Source organism: Nocardioides pyridinolyticus, from assembly GCF_054653575.1.
The window spans coordinates 75,785-97,392 of the sequence record NZ_BAAIFY010000018.1 but is presented as its reverse complement, the minus strand read 5'-3'; the positions used below and the strand labels follow the sequence as shown (position 1 = coordinate 97,392).

The following is a 21,608-nucleotide window of genomic DNA, read 5'->3' as shown; positions in this document are numbered from 1 at the left end:
TCTCCGAGCCGGGCAGCGCGGGTACGTCGAGCGGGCAGCTGTCCTGGGCCCAGTCGCTGAACGCGTCGCCGTCGGCCTGGTCGGCCTCACTGAGGTCCTCGCTGAGCTTCTCGAGGTCGGTGAGCGAGGCATCCTCCTCGATCTGCTGCGCCTGCTCGACGAACAGGTCGAAGCCGTGCCGAGCGTCGTCGGGGATGTCGCTCGGGGTGCCGACCTCTTCGAGGTCCTTCGCCCAGTCCTTGAGCGCGCGGACCGACGCCGCCTGGTCGCCGGCGACGTCCTCGGACAGCACCCGCTCGAACAGCCCGTTGAACGTCTCGCAGAACTCGTCCAGCGACGCGTCGTCCGGCGCGGCCGAGCCCCCACCACCCTCGCCGTCGCTGCACGCGCCGAGCGCGGCCACCAGCCCGAGGCACCCGAGCGCGGCGAGGCGGCGGACGCCCAGGCTCATCCGATCTCTCCGCACTCCTCGTCGAGGTAGTCGTCGAACGCGTCGGCCTTCTCCTGCTCGGCCTCGCTGAACTGGTCCTCGATGCCGCTGAGGTCCTCCAGCGAGGAGTCCGGGTCGATCCCGTCGATGGCCTCGAGGGTGACCTCGAGGCCCTCGGCCTGCTCGTCGGTGGCGCTCTCGGGCACACCGGTCGCGCGCATCTCCTCCGAGGCGTCCTGCATCTGCGCGATCGCGTCCGCCGGGTCGCTGTCGGCCGTGAACGCGCCCAGGTCCTTCGCCAGCTGCTCGAAGTTCGCGCAGAAGTCCGCCGAGGAGGCGTCCCGCGGGAGCCCTCCGCTCTCGCTGTCCCCGTCGCCCCCGCCGCAGCCGACGAGGCCGCCCATCGTCAGCACGAGGCCGGCCATCACAAGTCCTGTCTTCATGCGCCCACCCTTCCCCACGCCCACCGGTTCATGCCCCGGCCGGGAAGGACGGCTGCGGAAGCGGAAGGGCCTGGTGCAGCGCGCGGAGGTACGCCGCCCGCGAGACCTCCACCGCGCCGAGCGAGGCGAGGTGCGGCGTCAGCCACTGGACGTCGAGCAGCCGCCGCCCGACGTGCTCGTCCGAGAGCAGGTCGACCAGCGCGACGAGCGCGACCTTGGACGCGTCGCGGACCCGGTGGAACATCGACTCCCCCGCGAACAGCCCGCCGATCGCGACCCCGTAGAGCCCGCCGGCGAGCCGGCCGTCCTGCCACGCCTCGACCGAGTGCGCCCAGCCGAGCTCGTGCAGCCGCTGGTACGCCGCCGCGACCTCGCGGTCGATCCAGCCCGACGGCCGGGACGGGTCCGCGCAGCCGGCCACGACGTCCGCGAAGGCCGTGTCGACGCGGATCTCGAAGTCCCGCAGCGACCGCCGCGTGGACCGGGTGACCCGCAGCCGCTCCAGCGGCAGCACGCCGCGGCGCACCGGACAGAACCAGTACATCGGGTCGCGCGGCGTACCCGAGGGCATCGGGAAGACCCCGCGTCGGTAGGCCGCGAGCAGCGTCCCCGGCTCGAGGTCGGCGCCGATCGCCACCAGGTCGTCGAGCTCGTCGAAGCCGGCCGGGTCGCCGAACGTCCAGCGCGACGCGGGCGGCTCGACGGGCATGGCGTCACCGTAACGTCCGTACGATCGCCCCATGGGCAAGGCATCGGCGACGGGACGGCTGGTGGCCCGGCACGTCGGGCCACGGGTGCCGCACCTCGCGCCCGACCTCACCCACACCTTCGTCCGGGAGGCGCTGCACCGCGCCATCGAGGGCGCCGGACCGCTGGCGCCCGCGGCCCGCGCCGCCGAGAAGACCGACGTCCCGGGCCTGATCGAGGACCACGTGCGGTACGCCGGGGCGCAGGGCCTGCTCACCGGCCTCGGCGGCATCGTCACCGCGACGGTCACGATCCCGGCGAACGTCGCCGGCCTGGCGCTGATCCAGTCGCGGATGGTCGCGGGCATCGCCCACCTGCGCGGCTACGACCTCGAGGACCCGCGGGCCCGCAACGCCATCCTCGCCTGCCTGCTCGGCCGCGAGCTCGTCGACCAGAAGATCAGGGAGCGCAAGCTCCCCGGCCCGCCGATGGCCATCGCCACGGCGCCGGTGCACGACCCCGACCTCGACCGGGTGATCTCCGCCGAGGTCGCCTCCGACCTGATCACCCGGGTCGGCGGGAAGCGGCTGGCCATCGCGATCGCGCGGCGTACGCCGATCGTCGGCGGCGCCTTCGGGATGGGCGCCGATGGCCTCGCGACCTGGCGGGTCGGCCGCTACGCCGCGGGCGAGCTGCGTCCGCGCACCAGCCGGTAGCCCTTCAGCAGGCTGCGGCCGGCCCCGCTCGAGCCCAGCCTGCGGACCACCTTCTCGCGCCAGCGGTAGGTCGGGCGGAGGTAGGAGCGCTCGAGCGCGATCCGGGTGTCCTCGAGCTCGCGGCGCATCTGCTCCTCGGACTGGCGCAGGCGCGCGCTCTCCAGCAGCAGCGCCTTGATCGCGTCGACGCCGGCCCGGGCGACCAGCCGCTCCGGCGGGTGGTCGGGGTCGACGTACGACGTCACCGGCGGTGCGCCCCGGAGGTCCGCGAGGTCGCCGACCACGTCGTACCCGCGCCGCTCGATCTCGGCGATCCACGCGGACGTCATCTCCGACACCCACGGGTGGGCGTCCGGCGGCAGGGCCAGCCGGGGCGAGCGGGTACGCCGCGAGAGGGTCTGGTGCGCGAGCAGCTCGCGGACGAGGGGGCGGTAGTCGGCGGGCGGGAGCTCGTGGTTGGCGGCGCGGTTGATCCGCCGTACCAGCGCGGTCTCGGGGACCCCCAGCGACGGGTTTGACCGCTCGGCCTCGAGGTCGAGGTCCATCCCGTCGAGGCCGAAGGCGAGGCTGAACCGCTTCCAGAGCAGCTGCGACGGCCCGCCGGGCGGCGGCACGGTGACCAGGTGGATCTGCTCGGGGGGGAGCTCGTGTCCCCAGCGGTTGAGGATGTCGGGCAGCTCCTGGACGCCCCAGAACCACGTGGCGATGCGCGACTCGCGCTTCGGGTCCTGGATCTTGGCGAGGAAGGAGCCGTAGCTGACCGAGCTGCGGTGCTTGACGTTCTCCTGCCACTCCGCGGGGATCTGGCGGACCAGGTCGCGCACGGAGAGGATCAGGTGCACCTCGGTGCCGGCGCCGTGGCCCAGCGACGCGAGCGCCTTGCCGGCCTGGGCGCGGGAGGCGGTCGCGAGGATCTCGTGGCTGATGATCGCGGTCCCGCGGTGCTCGCGGACCCGCTCGGCGAGCCGGTCCCACGCGCCGACCGCCTCGGACTCGAGCCCGCCCCACGGCAGGCGCATCAGGTCGAGGGCGGCGAGGAAGTGCCCGTCGAAGCGGTCCGCGGGGTAGAGGATGTCGGCCGCCGCGAGCGTGCGCCGGTTCCGGTACAGCACGTCCTGGAGGTAGGACGTGCCGGTCTTCGGCGTGCCGACGTGCAGCAGGACTCGTCTACTCAACTCTTCTCCAGCATCAGGCGCAGGGCCAGCGCCAGGACCGCGGCGTCCGACGGCTCCGGTGCACCGTCGCGAGCGACCGGCAGCAGGCTGTCCGGGTCACCCTGGACAGCGTATCCAGCGCGGAGCAGCCCGTCGCGCATCCGGACCGCCCGGTCGTGCAGCCAGTCGTGGTGCTCCTCGGGCACCACGAGCGGGGCGCCGCCCCTACCGGCGAGCCGGGGCAGCAGCGTCTGCTGCACGAGGGCGCGCTTGCGGTCCGGGACGGCGAGCAGCCCGAGCACCTGCCCGACCCGGCGGGCGAGGTCCGCGGCGTCGGCCGGGAGCTCGTCGGGCACGGGCAGGCGGCGGGCGCCGACCAGCTTCGGCACCAGGGCCGGGTCGAGCACGACCGTCACCCGCTCCCGGCCCACGTGCTCGGTCCACTCCCGCGCGGTGCGCAGCAGGTCGACGCGGCGCGGCAGCGCGCGACCGCGGGTGTACGGCGTCAGCCACTCCCGCCACGTCGAGCCGCCCTCGGCCAGGCTGCGGGCGGTCCAGGCGTGGGCGACCATCGCCCCGACGTCGGTGCCGACCACCAGCACGAGCGAGCCGCTGCCGCCCGGCGGGCGGCCCTGCGCGATCAGGGCGTCCCGCATCGGGTTGGCGATCATCGGGTCGCCGACGAGTCGGTAGCGGGTGCGCCAGAACCGCGGCGGCGGCACCCGGCCGGCGTCCGGCAGGCCGGCCGCGACCACCTCGTCGGCGATCACGCTGGCCGCGACCCGGAGCAGCTCGTCGTCGGGGAGGTCGGCGGGGTCGACCGGCGGCGGCCCGAACTCCAGCCGCTCGACGGCGCCGGCGAGCTCAAGATCCGGGCGGCCCCGGCCGGGGGCGCTGGCGTCGAGCACCCGGGTCGCCAGGTCGGGCGTGGGGCGACCGGCCTCGTTGAGCCGCCGCAGCAGCTCCAGCTGCTGCGCGCCGGGGAGGACCCGGCCCCGGGGCTCGCCCTCGTCGGTCCAGTCGCGCCACGGCGTCGTACCGCCGTCGCGGAGGTGGGCGACCCAGCCCCAGGCGCGGCGTACGCCGGGGGTGTCGTTCATCGGTCGCGGAGCTTCTGGGCCTGGGCGCGGACCCGCTGGCCCAGCTGGCGCTCGGGGTCGGGCCGGCGGGCCGCCTCGCGGGTCATCGCGGCGAGGGCGTCGAGCGCGGTCTTGAGCTGGCGCTTGGCGCGGACCCGGTCGGGGTCCTTCCACGCCTCGTCCGGGTCGGGCCGGACCGGGCGCAGCTCGGCGACGTCGCCGACGACGTCCACGCCGCTGCCCTCGATCCACTCGATCCAGCGCTCGGCCTGCTCCTCGGCCCACGGGTAGTGGTCGGGCGGGAGCGTGACCGCGGCCGACCGGCGGCCCTTCGCGAGCTCGCCCTGGGCGAGCATGTCGCGGATCAGCTCGTCGAAGCTCGACTCGCGGCGGGCCTGGCGGTCCATCCGGCGGTTGAGCTGCCGCACGACCTGGGTCTCGGCGATGCCGAGCGACTGGTTGGAGCGGTCGCTGTCGAGCGGCGCCCACGCCGGGTCGATGCCGAGCACCTCGCACATCCGCAGCCACAGCGGATCGCCGTGCTGCTGGTCGTTGCGGCCGTGCGGGACCGTGACGACGTGGACCCGCTCCGGCGGCAGCCCGGCGCCCCAGGTGCCGAGGACGCGGGGGACGTCGAAGGCGCGGTGGAACCAGGTCCGGCCCTTCTCGAAGCGCTCGACGAAGCGACCGTAGCTCCAGCGGCGGCCCTGCTTGATGCTCTCCTGCCACGCGGCCGGGATCTGCCGGCCCAGGTCGCGGGCGGTGTAGACGACGTGGATCTCACTGCCGGCGAGGTCGCGCAGCGCCTTGGCCACCTGGCCGGGCGTGGCCGGCGCGAGGATCTCGTGGCTGATCACGATGGTGCCGGTACGCCGCCTGACCCGGCGGGCCAGCGCGTCCCAGGCGCCGTCGGCGTGGCCGGGGGCCCCGCCCCAGTCCTGGCCGAGCAGGTCGAGCGCGCCGCGGAACTGGGCGAGCCCGGGGCTCACCAGCGGGGACGTGGTCGGGAAGTGGACGTCGTTCGCGGCGAGCGACTTCGCGTTCACCCCGAGCCGGTCCTGCAGGTAGGTCGTGCCGGTCTTCGGCGCACCGATGTGCAGGTAGACCCTCCGGCTCATGCCGTGGATTCTGCCAGTGCCCTCACGACGGCGGACGGGCTGGGGCGGCCCAGGTGGCCCGCCATCCAGACGCTGGTCGAGACGACCTGCCCGAGGTCGACGCCGTGCTCGATGCCGAGGCCGGTGAGCATCCAGACGAGGTCCTCGGTGGCGAGGTTGCCGGTGGCGCTGCGGGCGTACGGGCAGCCGCCCAGGCCGCCGGCGCTCGCGTCGAACGTGGTGATGCCGGCGTGCAGGGCGGCGAGGGTGTTCGCGAGCGCCTGGCCGTAGGTGTCGTGGAAGTGCATCGCGAGCTGGTCGACGCCCATCCCGGCGCTCGTGAAGGCGTCGACGAGCGCGGTCACGTGGCCCGCCGTACCGACCCCGATGGTGTCGCCGAGGCTGAGCTGGCTGGCGCCGAGGTCGAAGAGCCGCTTGCCGACGTCGACCACCTGCTTGACGGGTACGCCGCCCTCCCAGGGGTCGCCGAAGCACATGCTCACGTAGGCCCGGACGTCGAGGCCGGCGTCGCGGGCGCGGCGCACGGTCGGCTCGAACATCGCGAACTGCTCGTCGAGGCTGCGGTTGAGGTTCTTCCGGGCGAAGGTCTCGGTGGCGGAGCCGAAGATCGCGATGTGCTTCGCGCCCAGCTCGAGGGCGCGGTCGAGGCCGCGCTCGTTGGGCACGAGGACCGGGCAGTCGCGCCCGGGCTCGCCGAGCAGCGTCATCAGGTCGGCGGCGTCGGCGAGCTGGGGCACCCACCTCGGGTGCACGAAGCTGGTGGCCTCGACGACCGGCAGGCCGGCGGCCAGCAGGCGCTCGACGAACTCGGCCTTCACGCCGGTCGGTACCAGCGCCTTCTCGTTCTGGAGTCCGTCGCGCGGGCCGACCTCGTAGACCGTCACGCGCTCCGGGAGTCCCTCGGGTCGGACGACGGTGGGGAGCTCACTCATCGGGCTGCACCTCCAGCAGCGTGTGGCCGAGCGCGACCTGGGCGCCGGTGCTCGCGGCCAGCCCGGAGACGGTGCCGTCGAACGGCGCCTTGAGCGTGAGCTCCATCTTCATCGCCTCGAGCACGACCAGCACCTGGCCGGTCTCGACCCGGTCGCCGGCGGCGACGCGGACGTCGAGCACGGTGCCGGGCATCGGGGCGGTGATCGAGCCGTCGCCCGCCACAGGTCCGTGGTCGGCCGCGGGGTCGGGCCGCTCGAAGACGAACCGCTGGCCGTGGTGGACGACCTCGACGTGGTCGGTGCCGACCTCGGCGACCGGACGGTGGCGCGGCTCGGGTCCGACGAGCGTCACGGGCTCGTCGAGCTCGATGACGACGGGGGCGGGGTCGCCGGCCAGCCGGAACCCGTCGGAGTGGAACGGGCCGACGTCCTCGCGGCGGGCCAGGAAGACCTCCCACGCGGCGGCCTCGCGGGCCGGCGCGGGGTCGGGCGCCGGGACGGTGTGGCGGTCCAGCCACGCGGTGTCGATGGTGGCGTCGCGGAACTCCTCGCTCGCCACCAGCGCCCGCAGGAAGCCGGTGTTGGTGGTCAGGCCGAGGATCGCCGTACCGTCCAGCGCCGCGACCAGGGCGGCCCGGGCCTCCTCGCGGGTGCGGCCGTGGGCGATCACCTTGCCGAGCATCGGGTCGAAGGACGTGCTCACGACCTGGCCGCTCTCGAGCGCGTGGTCGACGCGCACGTCGCGCGGCCACTGCACGGTGGTCGCCCGGCCGGCCTGCGGGAGGAAGCCGTGGAAGGAGTCCTCGGCGTACACCCGGGCCTCGATCGCGTGGCCGGTGACCGTGACGTCGTCCTGGGTCAGCGGGAGCGGATCGCCGGCGGCGACGAGGAGCTGCAGCTCGACGAGGTCGAGCCCCGTGATCGCCTCGGTGACGGGGTGCTCGACCTGGAGGCGGGTGTTCATTTCCAGGAAGTACGGCTCGCCGGTGCTCTCGTCGAGCAGGAACTCGACCGTGCCCGCGTTGCGGTAGCCGACCTGCCGCGCGAGCGCGACGGCGCTGCTGGTGACCAGCGCGCGGACCGCCTCGCTGATCGTCGGGGCGGGCGCCTCCTCCAGCACCTTCTGGTGCCGGCGCTGCGTGGAGCAGTCGCGCTCCCAGAGGTGGATCGCGTTGCCGTGCGCGTCGGCCATCACCTGCACCTCGATGTGGCGGCCGCGCTCGACGTACTTCTCGACGAGCAGGGTGTCGTCGCCGAAGGCGCTCCGGGCCTCGCGGGCCGCGGCGGCCCGGGCCTCCTCGAGGTCGGCCTCGCCGCGCACGACGCGCATGCCCTTGCCGCCACCGCCGGCGGCCGCCTTCACCAGGACCGGGAAGCCTGCGTCCTCGCCGCGCGGCACGACGGGTACGCCGGCGGCGACCGCGATCTCGCGGGCGTGGTCCTTGCGGGCCATCGCCTCCATCGCCTCGGGCGGTGGGCCGATCCAGGCCAGGCCGGCGTCGGTCACGGCGCGGGCGAAGCCGGGGTTCTCCGAGAGGAAGCCGTACCCGGGGTGGACCGCCTCCGCGCCGGCGGCCAGCGCCTGGGCGACCTGGGCCTCGGGGTCGAGGTAGTCGCCGGCGCTCGTGGTGGCGCGCATGCCGAGGCGGTGGCAGGTGCGGGCGATGCGGGCGGCGATCTCCCCGCGGTTCGCGATGAAGACGTGGGTGAACACCGCGGTCACATCCTGAAGACGCCGTACTGCGGCGCCGGGGTCGGTGCGTTGGCGGCGGCCGCCAGGCCCATGCCGAGGACGCGTCGGGTGTCGGCGGGGTCGATGATGCCGTCGTCCCAGAGCCTTGCTGTCGAGTAGTACGGCGAGCCCTGGGTCTCGTACTGCTCGCGGATCGGCGCCTTGAACTCCTCGTCGTCGGCCTTGCCGGCCACGGACGCGAGCACGGACGCGGCCTGCTCGCCGCCCATGACGGAGATGCGGGCGTTGGGCCACATCCACAGGAAGCGGGGGTCGTAGGCGCGGCCGCACATGCCGTAGTTGCCGGCGCCGAAGGAGCCGCCGATGACGACGGTGAACTTCGGGACGACCGAGCAGGCGACCGCGGTGACGAGCTTGGCGCCGTCCTTGGCGATGCCGCCGTTCTCGTACTCGCGGCCGACCATGAAGCCGGTGATGTTCTGGAGGAAGACCAGCGGGATGCCGCGCTGGTTGCACAGCTCGATGAAGTGCGCCCCCTTGAGCGAGGACTCGCTGAAGAGGATGCCGTTGTTGGCGACGATGCCGACCGGGTGGCCCCAGATGTGCGCGAAGCCGGTCACCAGCGTCTCGCCGTAGAGCTTCTTGAACTCGTGGAAGCGGCTGCCGTCGACGATCCGGCGGATCACCTCGCGCACGTCGTACGGCGTGCGGGTGTCCGCGGGGACGACCTCGTAGAGGCTGCCCGGGTCGTCGTGCGGCTCCTCGACCGGCGCGAGCTCGTACGGCGCGCCGGGGCTGCGTCGCTCGAGGGTGCCGACGATGCTGCGCACGATCGCGAGCGCGTGGGCGTCGTCCTCGGCGAGGTGGTCGACGACGCCGGAGGTCCGGGCATGGACGTCGCCGCCGCCGAGCTCCTCGGCCGTGACCACCTCGCCGGTCGCGGCCTTCACCAGCGGCGGGCCGCCGAGGAAGATCGTGCCCTGGTTGCGCACGATCACGGTCTCGTCCGACATCGCCGGGACGTAGGCGCCGCCGGCGGTGCACGAGCCCATCACGCTGGCGATCTGCGGGATGCCGCGCCCGGAGAGGTTGGCCTGGTTGTAGAAGATCCGGCCGAAGTGCTCGCGGTCGGGGAACACCTCGTCCTGCATCGGCAGGAACGCGCCGCCGGAGTCGACGAGGTAGACGCACGGCAGGTGGTTGTCGCTCGCCACGGTCTGCGCCCGCAGGTGCTTCTTGACCGTCATCGGGTAGTACGTGCCGCCCTTGACCGTCGCGTCGTTGGCCACGACCACGACCTCCCGGCCGCTCACCCGGCCGATGCCGGTGACGACGCCGGCGCTGGGCACACTGTTCGGCTCGTCCGGGGCGCCGTACATGCCGTAGGCGGCCAGCGGGCTCAGCTCGAGGAACGGGCTGCCCGGGTCCAGCAGTCGGTCGACCCGGTCGCGCACCAGCAGCTTGCCCCGGTCGGTGTGCTTGCGTCGCGCGGCCTCGCTGCCGCCCTGCCGGGCGACCGCCAGTCGCTCCCGCAGCTCGTCCACCAGCTCCTTCATGTGGCTCACCGTCTCAGGTTAGCGATCGTTAACCTGTGGAACAACTGCCCGGTCGGTATCGCAGCGACCCGGAACAATCCCCAGGCCCGCCTCGTTGTAGGAACATGACCGCCGTAGCGCTGACCGCCGACACCTTCGAGCAGACCGTCGTGGAGAACGACATCGTGCTCGTGGACTTCTGGGCCGCCTGGTGCGGGCCGTGCCGCCAGTTCGCGCCGGTCTTCGAGGCCGCCGCGGAGAAGCACGACGACGTCGTGTTCGGCAAGGTCGACACCGAGGCCGAGCAGTCGCTCGCCGCGGCCGCGCAGATCACCTCGATCCCGACGCTGATGGCCTTCCGCGACGGCATCCTCGTCTTCGCCCAGCCCGGCGCCCTGCCCGCCCCCGCCCTGGAGCAGGTCATCACGGCGGTGAAGGACCTCGACATGGACGACGTCCGCCGGCAGATCGCCGAGCAGGAGAACGGCGGATCGGGCGAGGAGTGAGGGACGGCCGGCGGATTCTCGCTACTGGCCGCCGAAACCCCGCACGGGGTTAGTGACCGCTAACCTTGCGCCATGAGCCGGCGCGCCCAGATCCTCGCGACCGCGGCCGACCTGTTCGCCGCGCGGGGCTTCCACGGGGTCTCGGTCGCCGACCTCGGCGCGGCCTGCGGCATCTCCGGGCCGGCCCTCTACAAGCACTTCCCGTCCAAGCAGGCGATGCTCGCCGAGATGCTGGTCTCGATCAGCGAGGAGCTCCTCGGCGTCGGCCAGGAGCGGGTCGCTGCCGCCGGCGACCCCGACGGCGCACTCGCCGGGCTCGTCGACTGGCACGTGGACTTCGCCCTCCGGCACCGGCCGCTGATCGTGGTCCAGGACCGCGACTGGGAGTCGCTCCCCGCGGACGCCCGCGAGCGGGTCCGCTCCCTCCAGCGGGAGTACGTCGACCTCTGGGCCGCCCAACTGAGGCTGCGCGACGAGGAGCTCGACCTGGCCACCGCCCGCGCGATGGCGCACGCCGCGTTCGGGCTGATCAACTCCACGCCGCACTCGGGCCTGCTGCCCGACGAGCAGATGCGCGACGTGCTCAGCCGGATGGCTCTCGGGGCGCTGGGTCGCTGATCCGCGGCATCGGCTGGGTCTCGGCGTCGGGACTCGTCCCCTGCGCGACCGGGCGGCGGCGGACCCGGGGCCGGGCGAGGGGGCCCGACCGCGGCCGGCCCATCTGCACCTGGCGACGCACCCGCTGCTCGAGATCCAGCTCGCGGAGCACCCGCCGCACGGTCGACAGCGTCACCGCGACCAGCTCGCGCAACCCCGGCGGGGTGTCGCTGGCGAGCAGCTCCTCCAGCCGGGCCCGCGCCTCGTGCACGCCGTCGAGGGCGTCCCGCAGGTGCCGGACGTCCTCCGCCGTCATCGTCGTCGACGGGCCCGCCTCGTTGCGCACCAGCGCGCCGAAGGCGTCGACGCCGGTCGCCAGCTCCCGGAGCGTCTGGGCGCTGCCCAGCACGACGTCGCGCGTGACCTCGTCGTCGAGCCACCCGGGCTCGCTCGCGGCGTCCCCGAGCGCACGGAACAGACCGCGAACGGCCAGTGCGACGTGCTCGAGCGCCTCGAACCCCTGCCGCAGCCCCGGCCCCACGTCCGCCGTGCCGACCGCGCGCACGTTCAGCCGCCGACCCTCTTCGGCGCGGGCGAGTGTCGCGCCGACCCACTGCGCCTCGTCGCGGGTGATCCGGCGGGCCTCGTCGAGCCAGCTGCGGGTGCGGGGACCGAGGTCGCCGGCGTCCTCGACGACCGGGACCAGCTCGTCGGCGGCCCGGTGCAGCAGGGCGCTGACGGCGTCGGCGAGCCCGTCGACCGCCGCCGCCGCGTCCGCGCTCGCGACCTTGGGCGGGAACAGCAGGTTCGCCGCGATCCCCACCCCGGCGCCGACGAGGGTCTCGGTGATCCGCTGCCAGGCCGCGGTGCCGGCACCGAGCGAACCGACCCCGAGCACGAGCATGCCGCTGATCGCGACCTCGATGAGGTTGTCGCGCAGCCGCAGCACCTGGCCGAGGGCGATCGAGACGAAGATCAGCAGCCCGAGGCTCCACCACTCCAACGGCGCCACGGCGGCGAAGCCGATCGCGAGCGTCACGCCGGTCACCACCGCCACCACCCGGTCCAGCCCGCTCGCCAGCAGCGAGACCGGCGTGACCTGGACGACCAGCATCGCGGTCAGCGGGGCCAGCAGCGGCTGGGTCCCGGGGAAGAGCAGCACCGCCACGACGTAGCTCGCGACCGCCGCGGCCGTGATCCGCAGCGCCCAGGCCAGCGAGGCGCTCCCGTCGACCCGGAGGCGCCGGCGCTCGCGACGGAGCCGTTCGCGGAGCTTCACGGTCCTCCGGTGCCCCTTCGGCGCGACCTCAGTCCGTCTCGCCGAGCAGCCGCGCGGCGTAGAGGGCGGCCTCCACGGCGGCGTCGAGGTCGACGTCGTCGTCGTGGTCGTCGTGGTCCGGCGCCGGCTCCGACCGCGCGTGCAGCCGCGACAGCAGCTCGTCGCGGGGCAGCCCCCGCAGCTGGAGCAGCACGAACGGGTCCTCCTCGACCAGCCAGGTCAGCTGCTGGAGGACGGCGAGGGCGTGGACGCACGGGTCGGTCCAGTGGTCGCAGCTGCAGGTGGCACCGAGCTCGCCGCCGTACGGCAGCAGCTCGACGCCGGCCTCCTCCGCGTGCTCGACCAGGCTGTGCGGCAGGTCGCCGGCGAGCAGCGCCGCGATCCGCCCGGACTCCGCCGCCACCGTCTCCACCAGCGCGTCGACGTCGGCGGTGCCCAGGGTCGGCACCGAGCCGGCGACCGTCCAGAGGCCGCGCCGGTCCTCGACCGAGGCGAGGTAGCGCCCTGGCTCGGTGGAGATCTGGCCGACGTGGCCGCCGCGGGCGAGGGTCCGCGCGGCGCGCAGGTCGGCCTCGGCGTACGCCGCCTCCTCGACCGCGCGCACCCACGCCTTGCCCCACCAGGTGCTCGCCCGCGCGGTGGCGCGACGTGGCGGGACGCGCGGATGGAGGACGGCGGTCATCAGTCGTCCCGGCGCAGGGCCACGAAGTCGCGCAGCTCCTCGTTGGTGAGCTCGGTCAGCGCCGCCTCCCCCTGGGACAGCACCGCGTCGGCGAGCGCCCGCTTGCGGGTGAGCAGCTCGGCGATCTTCTCCTCGACCGTGCCGCGCGTGATCATCCGGTGCACCTGCACCGGCCGGGTCTGCCCGATGCGGTAGGCGCGGTCGGTCGCCTGCTCCTCCACCGCGGGGTTCCACCACCGGTCGACGTGCACGACGTGGTCGGCGCGGGTGAGGTTGAGGCCGGTCCCGCCGGCCTTGAGCGACAGCAGGAACACCGGCACCTCGCCGGCCTGGAACCGCTCCACCATCGCCTCGCGCTCGCGCACGGGCGTACCGCCGTGCAGCAGCTGGTGGGGTACGCCGGCGCGGGCCAGGTGTCCCTCGAGCAGGCGGGCCATCGCGACGTACTGGGTGAACACGAGCACCGCGCCGTCCTCGGCGAGCACCGTGCCGACGAGCTCGTCGAGCAGGTCGACCTTCTCCGAGCGGCCCGGCAGGCGGGTGCCGGAGCGCTTGAGGAAGTGGTCGGGGTGGTTGCAGATCTGCTTGAGGCCGGTGAGCAGCATCAGCACCAGGCCGCGGCGGGCGTCCTCGTCGGCGCGCTCGATCCGCGCCATCGTGTCGCGCACGAACGACTCGTAGAGCACGACCTGCTCGCGGGTCAGCCGCAGCGGGTGGTCGGTCTCGGTCTTCGGCGGCAGCTCCGGCGCGATACCGGGGTCGGACTTGCGCCGGCGCAGGAGGAACGGTCCGATCAGGTCCGCGAACTGCCGCGTCTTGCTCGGCTCCAGCCCCGACTCGATCGGCCCGGCCCAGACCTTGCGGAAGGCGTTGCGGCTGCCGAGCAGGCCCGGCGTCGCCCAGTCGAGGATGGCCCAGAGCTCGGTGAGGTCGTTCTCGACGGGCGTGCCGGTGAGCGCCACCCGGGCCCGGCTCGCGATCGAGCGCAGCGCCCGGGCGGTCGAGGTGCGGGGGTTCTTCACGTGCTGCGCCTCGTCGGCGACCACGAGGTCCCAGGCGACGGAGCCGAGCGTCTCGGCGTCGCGCCGCATCGTGCCGTACGTCGTGAGGACGAAGCCGTCCCCGGCCATGGACAGGTCGCGGGCGCTGCCGTGGAACCGGACCACCGGGGTCCCGGGCGCGAACCGGCGCACCTCCGCCTCCCAGTTGCCGAGCAGGCTGGCCGGGCAGACGACCAGCGTCGGCCCGGCGTGCCCGAGCTGGCGCCGGTGCAGGTGCAGCGCGATCAGCGTGACGGTCTTGCCCAGGCCCATGTCGTCGGCGAGGCAGGCGCCGAGCCCGAGCCCGGTCATCTCGGCCAGCCAGGTGAGCCCGTGGCGCTGGTAGTCGCGCAGGGTCGCCTGCAGCGCGGCAGGCGGCTCGACCGGCTCCCGGGTCGCGGCCGTCAGCAGCCGCTCGCGGACCTGCAGCAGCGAGGCACCGACGACGACCTGCTCCTCCTCGTCGTGCACCTGCACGGTGCCGGTGAGCGCCGCGGCGACCGCCTCGGCGGGCTTCACCGTGCGGATCAGCCGCCTCTTGGCCCGGCGCGCGGTCGCCGGGTCGACGACGGTCCAGCTGCCGCGCAGCCGCAGCAGCGGCGAGGCCGACGTCGCGAGCCGGTCCATCTCCTCCTCGGTCAACGGGTCGCCGTGCAGCGCGACCTGCCAGTTGAAGGAGAACAGCGCCTCGGTGCCGAGGACCGGGTCGTTGAGCGGCTCGCTGCGCTGTTCCCCCGACCGGCCGGGCGCCGACGGTGCCCGGTCGAGCACGGCGGTCGTCGTCAGGTCGCGGCCGAGCGCCTTGGGCCACAGCACGTCGACCCCGGCCGCGCGCAGCGCGCCGACGCCCTCGTCGAGCAGGCCGACCAGCTCGTCCGTGTCGAGCGTGAGCTGGTCGGGGACGCGCAGCTCGAGCAGCCGGTCGAGCACCGGCCACGCGTCGGCGGCGGCGCGCAGCGCGATCGTGGCGTGCGTCCGCGCCCGGTCGCCGAACCCGTGCTCGTCGGCCGTCCCCGTCCACAGCAGCGCCAGGTCGCAGAGATGGAGCGGGTTCTGCTCGTCGTGCGCCTGCGGCACGAGGCGTACGGCGCCGGCGACCAGCTCCTCCTCGTCGGCCTCGACCCGCAGCGAGATCGTCACGAGGTGCGGCAGGTCCCGCGGGTCGACGCGCTGGTGCCGCGCCAGCCGGGCCTGGAGGCGCTGCTCGAAGGTCGGCCGGTCGGGGCGGCGTACCGGCCGGGCCGTTGTGGTCGGCGCCCCGCGCGGCATCGCGTCCGCGACCGCGTCGACCAGGTCGCGGACCACCCGCTCCGCGTCCTCGGCGCCCGCGGCGAGCATCGCGATGCGGTCCTCGTCGTCGCGGTCGAGGCCCGCGGCGGCCCAGTGGTCGCCGGCCGGGGCGAACTTCCCGGCCGCCACGATCCGCATGCCGAGCAGCGCCGCGCCGGAGAGCAGGCTCACCGAGGGGTGCAGGTCCTCGCGGGTGCGCGCCCGGGTCAGGACCGGCAGCGCGGCCCGGATCGGCAGGGCCACCGTGCGCTTCTCGTCGGTGAACTCGACGACTCCCTCCCGTGGCGGCTCGGCGGGCCGGAAGGTCGCCGGACCGGTGACGGGGACGAAGGACACGACCTAGAAACTAGCCCGGCGCGCCGACGGAGATTGACTGATATGTGGGTGAACGGGGCAGGCTAGAGGGTCGCACCACCCCCGAACCGGAGAAGGACGATGAGCATCCACGCCCAGAACGATGCCGACCAGAACGACCAGCCCGACTCGACCGACCCGTCCGCGGCCGCCGCGCGCCTGCTCGCGATCACCGCTCGCGACACCGACCAGTGGCGTGCCGAGGCCCGCAGCGAGGCGGACGCGGTCGTCGCCGCCGCCCGGGAGGAGGCCGCCGAGATCGTGCGCGCCGCCCGGGAGGAGGCCGACCGGATGACGAACGACGCGCGCGTCGAGACCTACCGGGAGCGGGAGAAGGCGACCAAGCTCCAGCAGACCGCCGACGAGCACCGCCAGCAGCTGCGCGCCCATCTCACCGAGATGCTCGAGCGCGTCGAGGCCACGCCGGAGCAGTAGCCGTCACCGCCTAGGCTCGGGGCATGAGCATCCTCGACGCCCCGATCGCGCGCCTCGACGGCACCCCGACCACCCTCGGCGAGATCACCGGGGGCCGGCCGGCCCTGCTGGTCAACGTCGCGTCGAGGTGTGGGCTGACGCCGCAGTACCAGGGCCTCGAGGCGCTCCAGGAGAAGTTCGGCGACCAGGGCTTCACCGTCGTCGGCCTGCCCTGCAACCAGTTCCTCGGGCAGGAGCTCGGCTCGGCCGAGGAGATCCAGGAGTTCTGCTCGGCGACGTACGGCGTCACCTTCCCGATGACCGAGAAGATCGAGGTCAACGGCGACGACCGCCACGAGATCTACGCCTCGCTCGTCCAGACCCCGAACGAGGAGGGCGAGGCCGGCGACGTCACCTGGAACTTCGAGAAGTTCCTCGTCGCCGCCGACGGCACCGTCGTCTCCCGCTTCCGCCCCCAGGTCGAGCCCGAGGACCCGCGGATCGTCGACGCCATCGAGCGGATGGTGGGCTGACGCCCGGGATTCGGACGGTGCTCGACGGGCCGCTCGACGGGCTGTGAGGCGGGCTGTGAGGCGGACTTCTCCGCCGAAACCCGCCCGACACGCCGGGTGCTGTCGGCGTGTCGGGCGGGTTTCACCGGGTACCCGGTGAAACCCGCCCCCCGCCGACGCTCTCCCGCACGCCCCCGTCAGGCGGTGATCGCCTGGTCGTCCGGGGTCGCGCCGAGCAGCCGGTCGCGGAGCACGATGAGCTCGCCGACCGCCTCGATGAAGCGGGCGGTGCTGTCGCCGACCTGGTGGTCGTCGAAGTAGTGGTGCCGCATGGCGACCCGGGCGAGGTGATGCTCGTCGTGGTCGAGGCGGGCCGCGACCAGCTCGGCCAGCTCCGCGACGTCGACGTCGGCGAGCACGTCGGCACACCGGCTGACCGGCACCTCCTGACGCAGCCGCTCGGCGTCGTGGTGCCGGTCGGTGATGAAGATCGGCTTCTCGGTGCGCAGGTAGAGCCAGTCCAGGCCGACCGAGGAGACGTCGGTGACCATCGCGTCGCAGTCGGGCATCACCGCGAGGATGTCGCCGCTGGTGACCGCGCAGTGCTCACCGCCGGCGGCGGCGATCAGGCCGAGGATCTCCCGGTGGCCGTCGACGATCGCGGGCGTCTGGCTGGTGGTGACCTTGGGGTGCGGCTTGTAGACCAGCCGCACACCCGGCACGGCCAGCACGGCCCGGACGATGTCGGGCCCGACGGTGTCGACCGAGGTGTAGTCGTTGTACTCCGCGTCGCCCTCCCAGGTCGGCGCGTAGAGGACGGTACGGCGCTCGCTCGGCTCGAGCACGGCCGGCGGCCGCAGGTCGAGCTGCGGGCGCCCGATCCGCACGAGCTTGCTCGTGTCGAGCTCGAGCAGCTCGGCGGCGTACCGCCGCACGGCCGCCTCGCCGGCGACGAAGACGCGGTCGTAGGCCTTGGCGTTGTTGCTGGCCATGCTCTGCTTGTCGCTCTCGCCGTGGTTGATGTGGACGTGCAGCTTGCGCGCGTCGATCAGCGAGTTGAAGTTCAGCGTCGAGTTGTTGCAGTAGAGGACGACCCGCGCCTGCGAGGCCGCGTAGAAGTCGGTGAGCTCGGCGAAGTCGGGGACGCAGGTGATCGGCAGGTCCGAGCGCTCGCGGAGCACCTCGACGGTGCTCTCGTCCCGCGCGACGATGCCGACGCGGTGGTGCTGGTCGAGCTGCTCCAGCACCGGCAGCCACTGGATGAGCTGGTAGCTGCGGGTCGGGTCGTCGGCGAAGTAGGCGAGGACGGGCGCGTGGATCACCGACAAATGCTAGGTCTCTTGTCTCTCGGAAGCGACACCGAATGCCGCCGGTTGCCGCAGCGCGACCAGGAGGGCCACGCCACCCACCCCGCCGAGCACCACGCCCCACCAGGTCGGGTGCTCGACCTGCAGCGCGATCGTGGCCAGCGGCGTCACCGCGACGGCCGTGGCCACCATCAGGATCCGGAAGCCCTGTGCCCCGGTGTAGGCCAGCGTCGTCCAGGTGTCGGAGACCGTCGGCTGCTCCGGATCGGGCACCGGCATCGCGTAGGCGGCCGAGAAGATGCCGGAGATCGCCAGGAGCCCCGTGAGCGACGCCAGTCCCACCGCCGCGATCGTCCCGGCGGTCACGCCACTGACGACCCGGCTCGGCAGCGGCCAGCCGGCCGCGGTGACGGCGACCGCGAACACCACGAGGGCCAGCGCGGCGGGCCAGACGTGCTCGTCGCCGTCCACGCCCACGACGTCCCCGAACGCCTGGGCCGCGACCACGAACAGGCCGAGGATCCCGCTCACGACGAACGGTGACCGCCAGCTCACCAGCCACCCGACGAACGAGAGGACGAGGACGGCCGGGCCGGCGACGTACGCCGTCGCCGCGTGGTCGTCGAGGGCGACGCCGACCATGAGGCCGACCGCCACCACCCCGAACGCGCCGGGCCAGGCCACGGCGTCCGAGGTGGGGCCGGTGCCCGCGGACACCGCGAGCCGGTGGGCCAGGACCGCGATGCCGAGCAGCCCGGCCGTCGCGACGAGCCCGACGACGTAGTTGGACCAGTCGAGCCCGGGCCGGAGCCGGGAGTAGTAGGCCGAGAGCACCACGGCGGTCGCGAGCAGGGCGACGCCGAGCGCGACGAGGGGTCGCTGGCGGTCAGGTGTGGTCCCGAGTCACCTGGCGACCAGAGACGAGCGGGGCGGTCGGGGCCGGTGACTCACGACGTGGTGGCGAGGACGAGGGGGCGGACCTCGGCGGCCCCTGCCTGCCGGATCGCGCGGGCGGCCAGGGTGAGGGTCCACCCGGTCACGACCAGGTCGTCGACCAGCAGCACCCGGCTGCCCGCGGGCACCTCAGCCTGGAGACGGGCGCGCCGGCCGACGGCGGCCACCCGCTGGGCCGAGTTCGCCGCGCCCTGGCCCGGCAGCACGTCGGGGTCGACGACCGCCCAGCGGCCGAGCACCGGCACGCGGAGGTAGCGCGCCAGGCCCGCCGCGAGGTCCTCGGTCAGCGTCGGCCGGCTCACCGACTCCACCACGACCAGACCGTCGACCGGCGGCCGCCAGTCGCCGAGCACCTCGATCACGGCCTTCACCAGCGGCACCGGCACCGGCCCGTCGGGAGTGCCGGGAGCGAACAGGTCGCGCAGGGCGTTGCCGTAGCCGAGGTCGGTGAGACGCGCGACGGCGCGGCCCTCGTCGGCCGCCTCGGCGATCTTGCCCTTGAGGTCGATGCCCAGGTTGGCCAGCGCCGTCGGCCACATCTTGCGCGGCTCGACGACGACACCGGGGCGCGCGAGGCGCGCCTCCGCCTCCTCGACCGCGGCCGCGGACACCTCGCTCGGCAGGTCGAGGCCACCACAGTTGTCGCACCGACCACAGTCGGCGGCGTCGGGGTCGTCGAGCTGCTCGCGCAGGTAGCGCATCCGGCACTCGGTGGTCGCGATGTAGTCGACCATCGCCCGCTGCTCCCGCTCGCGGGCCTCGGTGACGCGGCGGTAGCGCTCCTCGTCGTAGACCCACGGCCGACCGGTCGCCTCCCAGCCGCCGCGGACCCGCCGCACCGCGCCGTCGACGTCGAGGACCTTGAGCATGGTCTCGAGCCGGGTGCGGTTGAGGTCGACGTAGGTCTCCAGCGTGGCGGTGCTCAGCGGCCGGCCCTCCGCGGCGAGCACCTCGAGCGTGCGGCGCACCTGCTCCTCGCGCGGGAAGGCAAGCGAGGCGAAGTAGGCCCAGATGTCCCGGTCCTCGACCGCGGGCAGCAGCACGACCGTGGCCTCGTCGGTGCCGCGACCGGCCCGGCCGACCTGCTGGTAGTAGGCCACCGGGGAGGACGGCGCCCCCATGTTGACCACGAACCCGAGCGTCGCGTCGAACCCCATGCCGAGCGCGCTGGTCGCGACCAGCGCCTTGACCCGGCCCGCGGCCAGGTCCTGCTCGAGCGCGTGCCGCTCGGTGGTCTCGGTCTGGCCGGAGTACGCCGCGACGTCGTGGCCGCGGGAGCGGAGGTAGTCGGCGATCTCCTGGGTGGCGGCCACGGTGAGGCAGTAGACGATGCCCGAGCCGGGCTGCTCGGCGAGGTGGTCGGCCAGCCAGGCCAGCCGCTGCTCGGCGGTCTTCAGCCGCACCACCCCGAGCCGCAGCGACTGGCGGTCGAGCGACCCGCGCAGCACGAGGACGTCGTCCTGGAGGTCGGGGGGAGCCATCTGCTCGGCGACGTCGTCGGTCACCCGCTCGTTGGCGGTCGCCGTCGTCGCGAGCACCGGGATGCCGTCGGGCAGGTCGCCGAGCAGCGTGCGGATGCGGCGGTAGTCGGGGCGGAAGTCGTGGCCCCAGTCGGAGATGCAGTGTGCCTCGTCGACGACCAGCAGGCCGCAGGTCGCCGCGAGCTTGGGCAGCACCTCGTCGCGGAAGCCAGGGTTGTTCAAGCGCTCCGGGCTGACCAGCAGCACGTCGATCTCACCGGCGCGGATCGACTCCTGGATCGGCTCCCAGTCCTCCATGTTGGTGGAGTTGATCGTGACCGCGCGGATGCCGGCCCGCTCCGCGGCGGCGATCTGGTTGCGCATCAGGGCGAGCAGCGGCGAGACGATCACGGTCGGGCCGGCGCCCTGCTCGCGGAGCAGCAGCGTCGCGACGAAGTAGACCGCGGACTTGCCCCACCCCGTGCGCTGCACGACGAGCGCGCGGCGGCGGTCGACCGCGAGCGCCTCGATCGCCGACCACTGGTCCTCGCGCAGCACCGCGTCGTCGGACCCGACGAGGGCGCGGAGGTGGGCTTCGGCGCGCTCGCGGGTCATGGCGCCTGTCTACCAGCCGGCCCCGACAGGCGAGCTCGGCGGCCGCACCTGACGTTCCTGTCGGGTGACTGGCCGGTACACGACGTCTACGTCAGGTGCGTGCGTCCTCAGCCGGCGCGGAACGCCTCGCCCTCCAGCACGGGCACGACGGCGGACGCGTCCACCTCCGCGGCGATCGCGACGTCCTGCGCGAACCCCAGATCGACCAGCTCCTGGCCGCTCGTGCAGGCGACCAGGTCGTCGGGGAGGCGGGCCTCGCGGAAGGCGCGCTCGGCGACCCGCGCCTCCGGGCTGAGGTCGGCCGCGCCGAGGTCGACCAGGCCCGCGACCACCGCACCGGCGCCCCAGAGGTCCTCGACCGCGGGACGGAGCGAGCCGTCCGGCCAGCGCTCACCGGCTGCCACCACCGCGACGTCCTCGCCGCGCGCGTGCGCCCAGCGGGCCACCGCGGTCGCGTTGCGCAGCGAGGCACCGACCACGGTGACCCCGGCCTCGGCGAGCGCGAGGGAGATCGCGGACCCGTTCGGCGACGGCAGCACCAGCCGCTCGACACCCTTCGCGGCCCGCACCGAGGCCGGCGACAGGCTGACGCCGGTCCGCTCGGAGCGGCCCCCAGCCACGACGGCGTCCCGCTCCGCGGCGTACGCCGCCGCGCGCTCGTCCTGCCAGCGGAACGGGTAGACGGTCATCCCGCGCTCGACGGCGACCGTCAGGGTCGTCGTGAAGGACAGCACGTCGACCACGACGGTGACCGGAGCGGCCACCGCGGCCGCCCCGGCGGGGCCCCACTCGAGGCGGACCACCAAGTCCG

General features: G+C 74.1%; 21 protein-coding genes. 5 read left to right on the top strand and 16 right to left on the bottom strand.

Annotated features, from left to right (window positions below; translation table 11 throughout):
- From ACYQ0U_RS15870 to aat, 3 genes are all read right to left on the bottom strand, one after another.
- The coding region (locus ACYQ0U_RS15870) for a hypothetical protein (RefSeq protein ID WP_459974610.1) at positions 1-451 on the bottom strand (451 nt) is incomplete at its 3' end.
- Positions 448-873, bottom strand: a complete 426-nt coding sequence (locus tag ACYQ0U_RS15865) for a hypothetical protein (RefSeq protein WP_459974608.1) — start codon at positions 871-873, stop codon at positions 448-450. The genes ACYQ0U_RS15870 and ACYQ0U_RS15865, both read right to left, overlap by 4 nt.
- Positions 874-901: 28 nt before the next feature.
- Positions 902-1,582, bottom strand: a complete 681-nt coding sequence (gene aat, locus ACYQ0U_RS15860; RefSeq protein ID WP_459974606.1) for a leucyl/phenylalanyl-tRNA--protein transferase — start codon at positions 1,580-1,582, stop codon at positions 902-904.
- 31 nt (positions 1,583-1,613) lie between these two features.
- On the opposite strand from aat, the gene ACYQ0U_RS15855 reads away from it, so the two are divergent.
- Positions 1,614-2,276 (top strand): EcsC family protein, encoded by a 663-nt coding sequence (locus tag ACYQ0U_RS15855; protein ID WP_459974604.1) that lies wholly within the window; start codon positions 1,614-1,616, stop codon positions 2,274-2,276.
- Here ACYQ0U_RS15855 and ACYQ0U_RS15850 read toward each other — a convergent pair.
- Genes ACYQ0U_RS15850 through ACYQ0U_RS15825 form a run of 6 tightly spaced genes read right to left on the bottom strand, consistent with a single transcriptional unit; the run spans position 2,237 to position 9,808 of the window.
- Positions 2,237-3,451 carry a hypothetical protein gene (locus ACYQ0U_RS15850; protein ID WP_459974602.1) on the bottom strand — a complete coding sequence of 405 codons (1,215 nt, stop codon included), beginning with the start codon at positions 3,449-3,451 and terminating at the stop codon, positions 2,237-2,239. The genes ACYQ0U_RS15855 and ACYQ0U_RS15850 overlap by 40 nt on opposite strands.
- The gene (locus ACYQ0U_RS15845; RefSeq protein WP_459974600.1) at positions 3,448-4,530 is read right to left on the bottom strand and encodes a hypothetical protein; all 1,083 of its coding nucleotides are present in this window, start codon (positions 4,528-4,530) and stop codon (positions 3,448-3,450) included. Before ACYQ0U_RS15845 ends, ACYQ0U_RS15850 begins: the two co-directional genes overlap by 4 nt.
- Complete coding sequence (locus ACYQ0U_RS15840) at positions 4,527-5,627, bottom strand: hypothetical protein (RefSeq protein WP_459974598.1); 1,101 nt, start codon at positions 5,625-5,627, stop codon at positions 4,527-4,529. The genes ACYQ0U_RS15845 and ACYQ0U_RS15840 overlap by 4 nt, the downstream gene beginning before the upstream one ends.
- Positions 5,624-6,559, bottom strand: a complete 936-nt coding sequence (locus ACYQ0U_RS15835; RefSeq protein ID WP_459974596.1) for a hydroxymethylglutaryl-CoA lyase — start codon at positions 6,557-6,559, stop codon at positions 5,624-5,626. Before ACYQ0U_RS15835 ends, ACYQ0U_RS15840 begins: the two co-directional genes overlap by 4 nt.
- Positions 6,552-8,273 (bottom strand): acetyl/propionyl/methylcrotonyl-CoA carboxylase subunit alpha, encoded by a 1,722-nt coding sequence (locus ACYQ0U_RS15830; protein ID WP_459974594.1) that lies wholly within the window; start codon positions 8,271-8,273, stop codon positions 6,552-6,554. Before ACYQ0U_RS15830 ends, ACYQ0U_RS15835 begins: the two co-directional genes overlap by 8 nt.
- A gap of 5 nt (positions 8,274-8,278) precedes the next feature.
- Positions 8,279-9,808: an acyl-CoA carboxylase subunit beta gene (locus ACYQ0U_RS15825; protein ID WP_459974616.1), complete on the bottom strand. Its 1,530-nt coding sequence runs from the start codon at positions 9,806-9,808 to the stop codon at positions 8,279-8,281.
- A gap of 104 nt (positions 9,809-9,912) precedes the next feature.
- On the opposite strand from ACYQ0U_RS15825, the gene trxA reads away from it, so the two are divergent.
- Together trxA and ACYQ0U_RS15815 are read left to right on the top strand one after the other, a co-directional pair.
- A complete protein-coding gene (gene trxA / locus ACYQ0U_RS15820) occupies positions 9,913-10,293 on the top strand; it encodes a thioredoxin (RefSeq protein ID WP_459974593.1) in 381 nt (126 codons plus the stop codon).
- Between the two features lie 72 nt (positions 10,294-10,365).
- Complete coding sequence (locus ACYQ0U_RS15815; RefSeq protein WP_459974591.1) at positions 10,366-10,911, top strand: SACE_7040 family transcriptional regulator; 546 nt, start codon at positions 10,366-10,368, stop codon at positions 10,909-10,911.
- On the opposite strand, the gene ACYQ0U_RS15810 is transcribed toward ACYQ0U_RS15815, so the two are convergent.
- Genes ACYQ0U_RS15810 through ACYQ0U_RS15800 form a run of 3 tightly spaced genes read right to left on the bottom strand, consistent with a single transcriptional unit; the run spans position 10,877 to position 15,517 of the window.
- Positions 10,877-12,169 carry an FUSC family protein gene (locus ACYQ0U_RS15810; protein ID WP_459974589.1) on the bottom strand — a complete coding sequence of 431 codons (1,293 nt, stop codon included), beginning with the start codon at positions 12,167-12,169 and terminating at the stop codon, positions 10,877-10,879. The two genes, ACYQ0U_RS15815 and ACYQ0U_RS15810, sit on opposite strands and share 35 nt — an antisense overlap.
- Positions 12,170-12,197: 28 nt before the next feature.
- Positions 12,198-12,851 (bottom strand): SWIM zinc finger family protein, encoded by a 654-nt coding sequence (locus tag ACYQ0U_RS15805; RefSeq protein ID WP_459974587.1) that lies wholly within the window; start codon positions 12,849-12,851, stop codon positions 12,198-12,200.
- Positions 12,851-15,517: a DEAD/DEAH box helicase gene (locus ACYQ0U_RS15800; RefSeq protein WP_459974585.1), complete on the bottom strand. Its 2,667-nt coding sequence runs from the start codon at positions 15,515-15,517 to the stop codon at positions 12,851-12,853. The genes ACYQ0U_RS15805 and ACYQ0U_RS15800 overlap by 1 nt, the downstream gene beginning before the upstream one ends.
- Before the next feature lie 99 nt (positions 15,518-15,616).
- Here ACYQ0U_RS15800 and ACYQ0U_RS15795 point away from each other — a divergent pair, with 99 nt between their 5' ends.
- Both ACYQ0U_RS15795 and ACYQ0U_RS15790 read left to right on the top strand, forming a co-directional pair.
- Positions 15,617-15,970 (top strand): hypothetical protein, encoded by a 354-nt coding sequence (locus ACYQ0U_RS15795; RefSeq protein ID WP_459974583.1) that lies wholly within the window; start codon positions 15,617-15,619, stop codon positions 15,968-15,970.
- Positions 15,971-15,993: 23 nt separating this feature from the next.
- A complete protein-coding gene (locus ACYQ0U_RS15790) occupies positions 15,994-16,482 on the top strand; it encodes a glutathione peroxidase (RefSeq protein WP_459974581.1) in 489 nt (162 codons plus the stop codon).
- A gap of 176 nt (positions 16,483-16,658) precedes the next feature.
- Here ACYQ0U_RS15790 and ACYQ0U_RS15785 read toward each other — a convergent pair whose 3' ends face one another.
- From ACYQ0U_RS15785 to ACYQ0U_RS15770, 4 genes are all read right to left on the bottom strand, one after another.
- A complete protein-coding gene (locus tag ACYQ0U_RS15785) occupies positions 16,659-17,783 on the bottom strand; it encodes a CDP-glycerol glycerophosphotransferase family protein (protein ID WP_459974579.1) in 1,125 nt (374 codons plus the stop codon).
- Between the two features lie 9 nt (positions 17,784-17,792).
- Positions 17,793-18,605, bottom strand: coding sequence for a hypothetical protein (locus tag ACYQ0U_RS15780; RefSeq protein ID WP_459974578.1), 813 nt, complete (start codon positions 18,603-18,605; stop codon positions 17,793-17,795).
- Between the two features lie 110 nt (positions 18,606-18,715).
- Entirely contained in the window at positions 18,716-20,797 is a 2,082-nt protein-coding gene (locus ACYQ0U_RS15775; RefSeq protein ID WP_459974576.1) for a RecQ family ATP-dependent DNA helicase, read from the bottom strand.
- A 107-nt stretch (positions 20,798-20,904) separates the two neighbouring features.
- Entirely contained in the window at positions 20,905-21,600 is a 696-nt protein-coding gene (locus ACYQ0U_RS15770) for a 2-phosphosulfolactate phosphatase (protein ID WP_459974574.1), read from the bottom strand.
- Between the last annotated feature and the right edge of the window lie 8 nt (positions 21,601-21,608).

Bases quoted from the DNA above. Each gene is read 5' to 3' on its own strand.
- ACYQ0U_RS15840 (WP_459974598.1), bottom strand. From the start codon at position 5,627: ATGAGCCGGAGGGTCTACCTGCACATCGGTGCGCCGAAGACCGGCACG.
- ACYQ0U_RS15775 (WP_459974576.1), bottom strand. From the start codon at position 20,797: ATGACCCGCGAGCGCGCCGAAGCCCACCTCCGCGCCCTCGTCGGGTCC.
- aat (WP_459974606.1), bottom strand. From the start codon at position 1,582: ATGCCCGTCGAGCCGCCCGCGTCGCGCTGGACGTTCGGCGACCCGGCC.
- ACYQ0U_RS15805 (WP_459974587.1), bottom strand. From the start codon at position 12,851: ATGACCGCCGTCCTCCATCCGCGCGTCCCGCCACGTCGCGCCACCGCG.
- ACYQ0U_RS15795 (WP_459974583.1), top strand. From the start codon at position 15,617: ATGAGCATCCACGCCCAGAACGATGCCGACCAGAACGACCAGCCCGAC.
- ACYQ0U_RS15865 (WP_459974608.1), bottom strand. From the start codon at position 873: ATGAAGACAGGACTTGTGATGGCCGGCCTCGTGCTGACGATGGGCGGC.
- ACYQ0U_RS15790 (WP_459974581.1), top strand. From the start codon at position 15,994: ATGAGCATCCTCGACGCCCCGATCGCGCGCCTCGACGGCACCCCGACC.
- ACYQ0U_RS15815 (WP_459974591.1), top strand. From the start codon at position 10,366: ATGAGCCGGCGCGCCCAGATCCTCGCGACCGCGGCCGACCTGTTCGCC.
- ACYQ0U_RS15825 (WP_459974616.1), bottom strand. From the start codon at position 9,808: ATGAAGGAGCTGGTGGACGAGCTGCGGGAGCGACTGGCGGTCGCCCGG.
- ACYQ0U_RS15835 (WP_459974596.1), bottom strand. From the start codon at position 6,559: ATGAGTGAGCTCCCCACCGTCGTCCGACCCGAGGGACTCCCGGAGCGC.
- trxA (WP_459974593.1), top strand. From the start codon at position 9,913: ATGACCGCCGTAGCGCTGACCGCCGACACCTTCGAGCAGACCGTCGTG.
- ACYQ0U_RS15845 (WP_459974600.1), bottom strand. From the start codon at position 4,530: ATGAACGACACCCCCGGCGTACGCCGCGCCTGGGGCTGGGTCGCCCAC.
- ACYQ0U_RS15855 (WP_459974604.1), top strand. From the start codon at position 1,614: ATGGGCAAGGCATCGGCGACGGGACGGCTGGTGGCCCGGCACGTCGGG.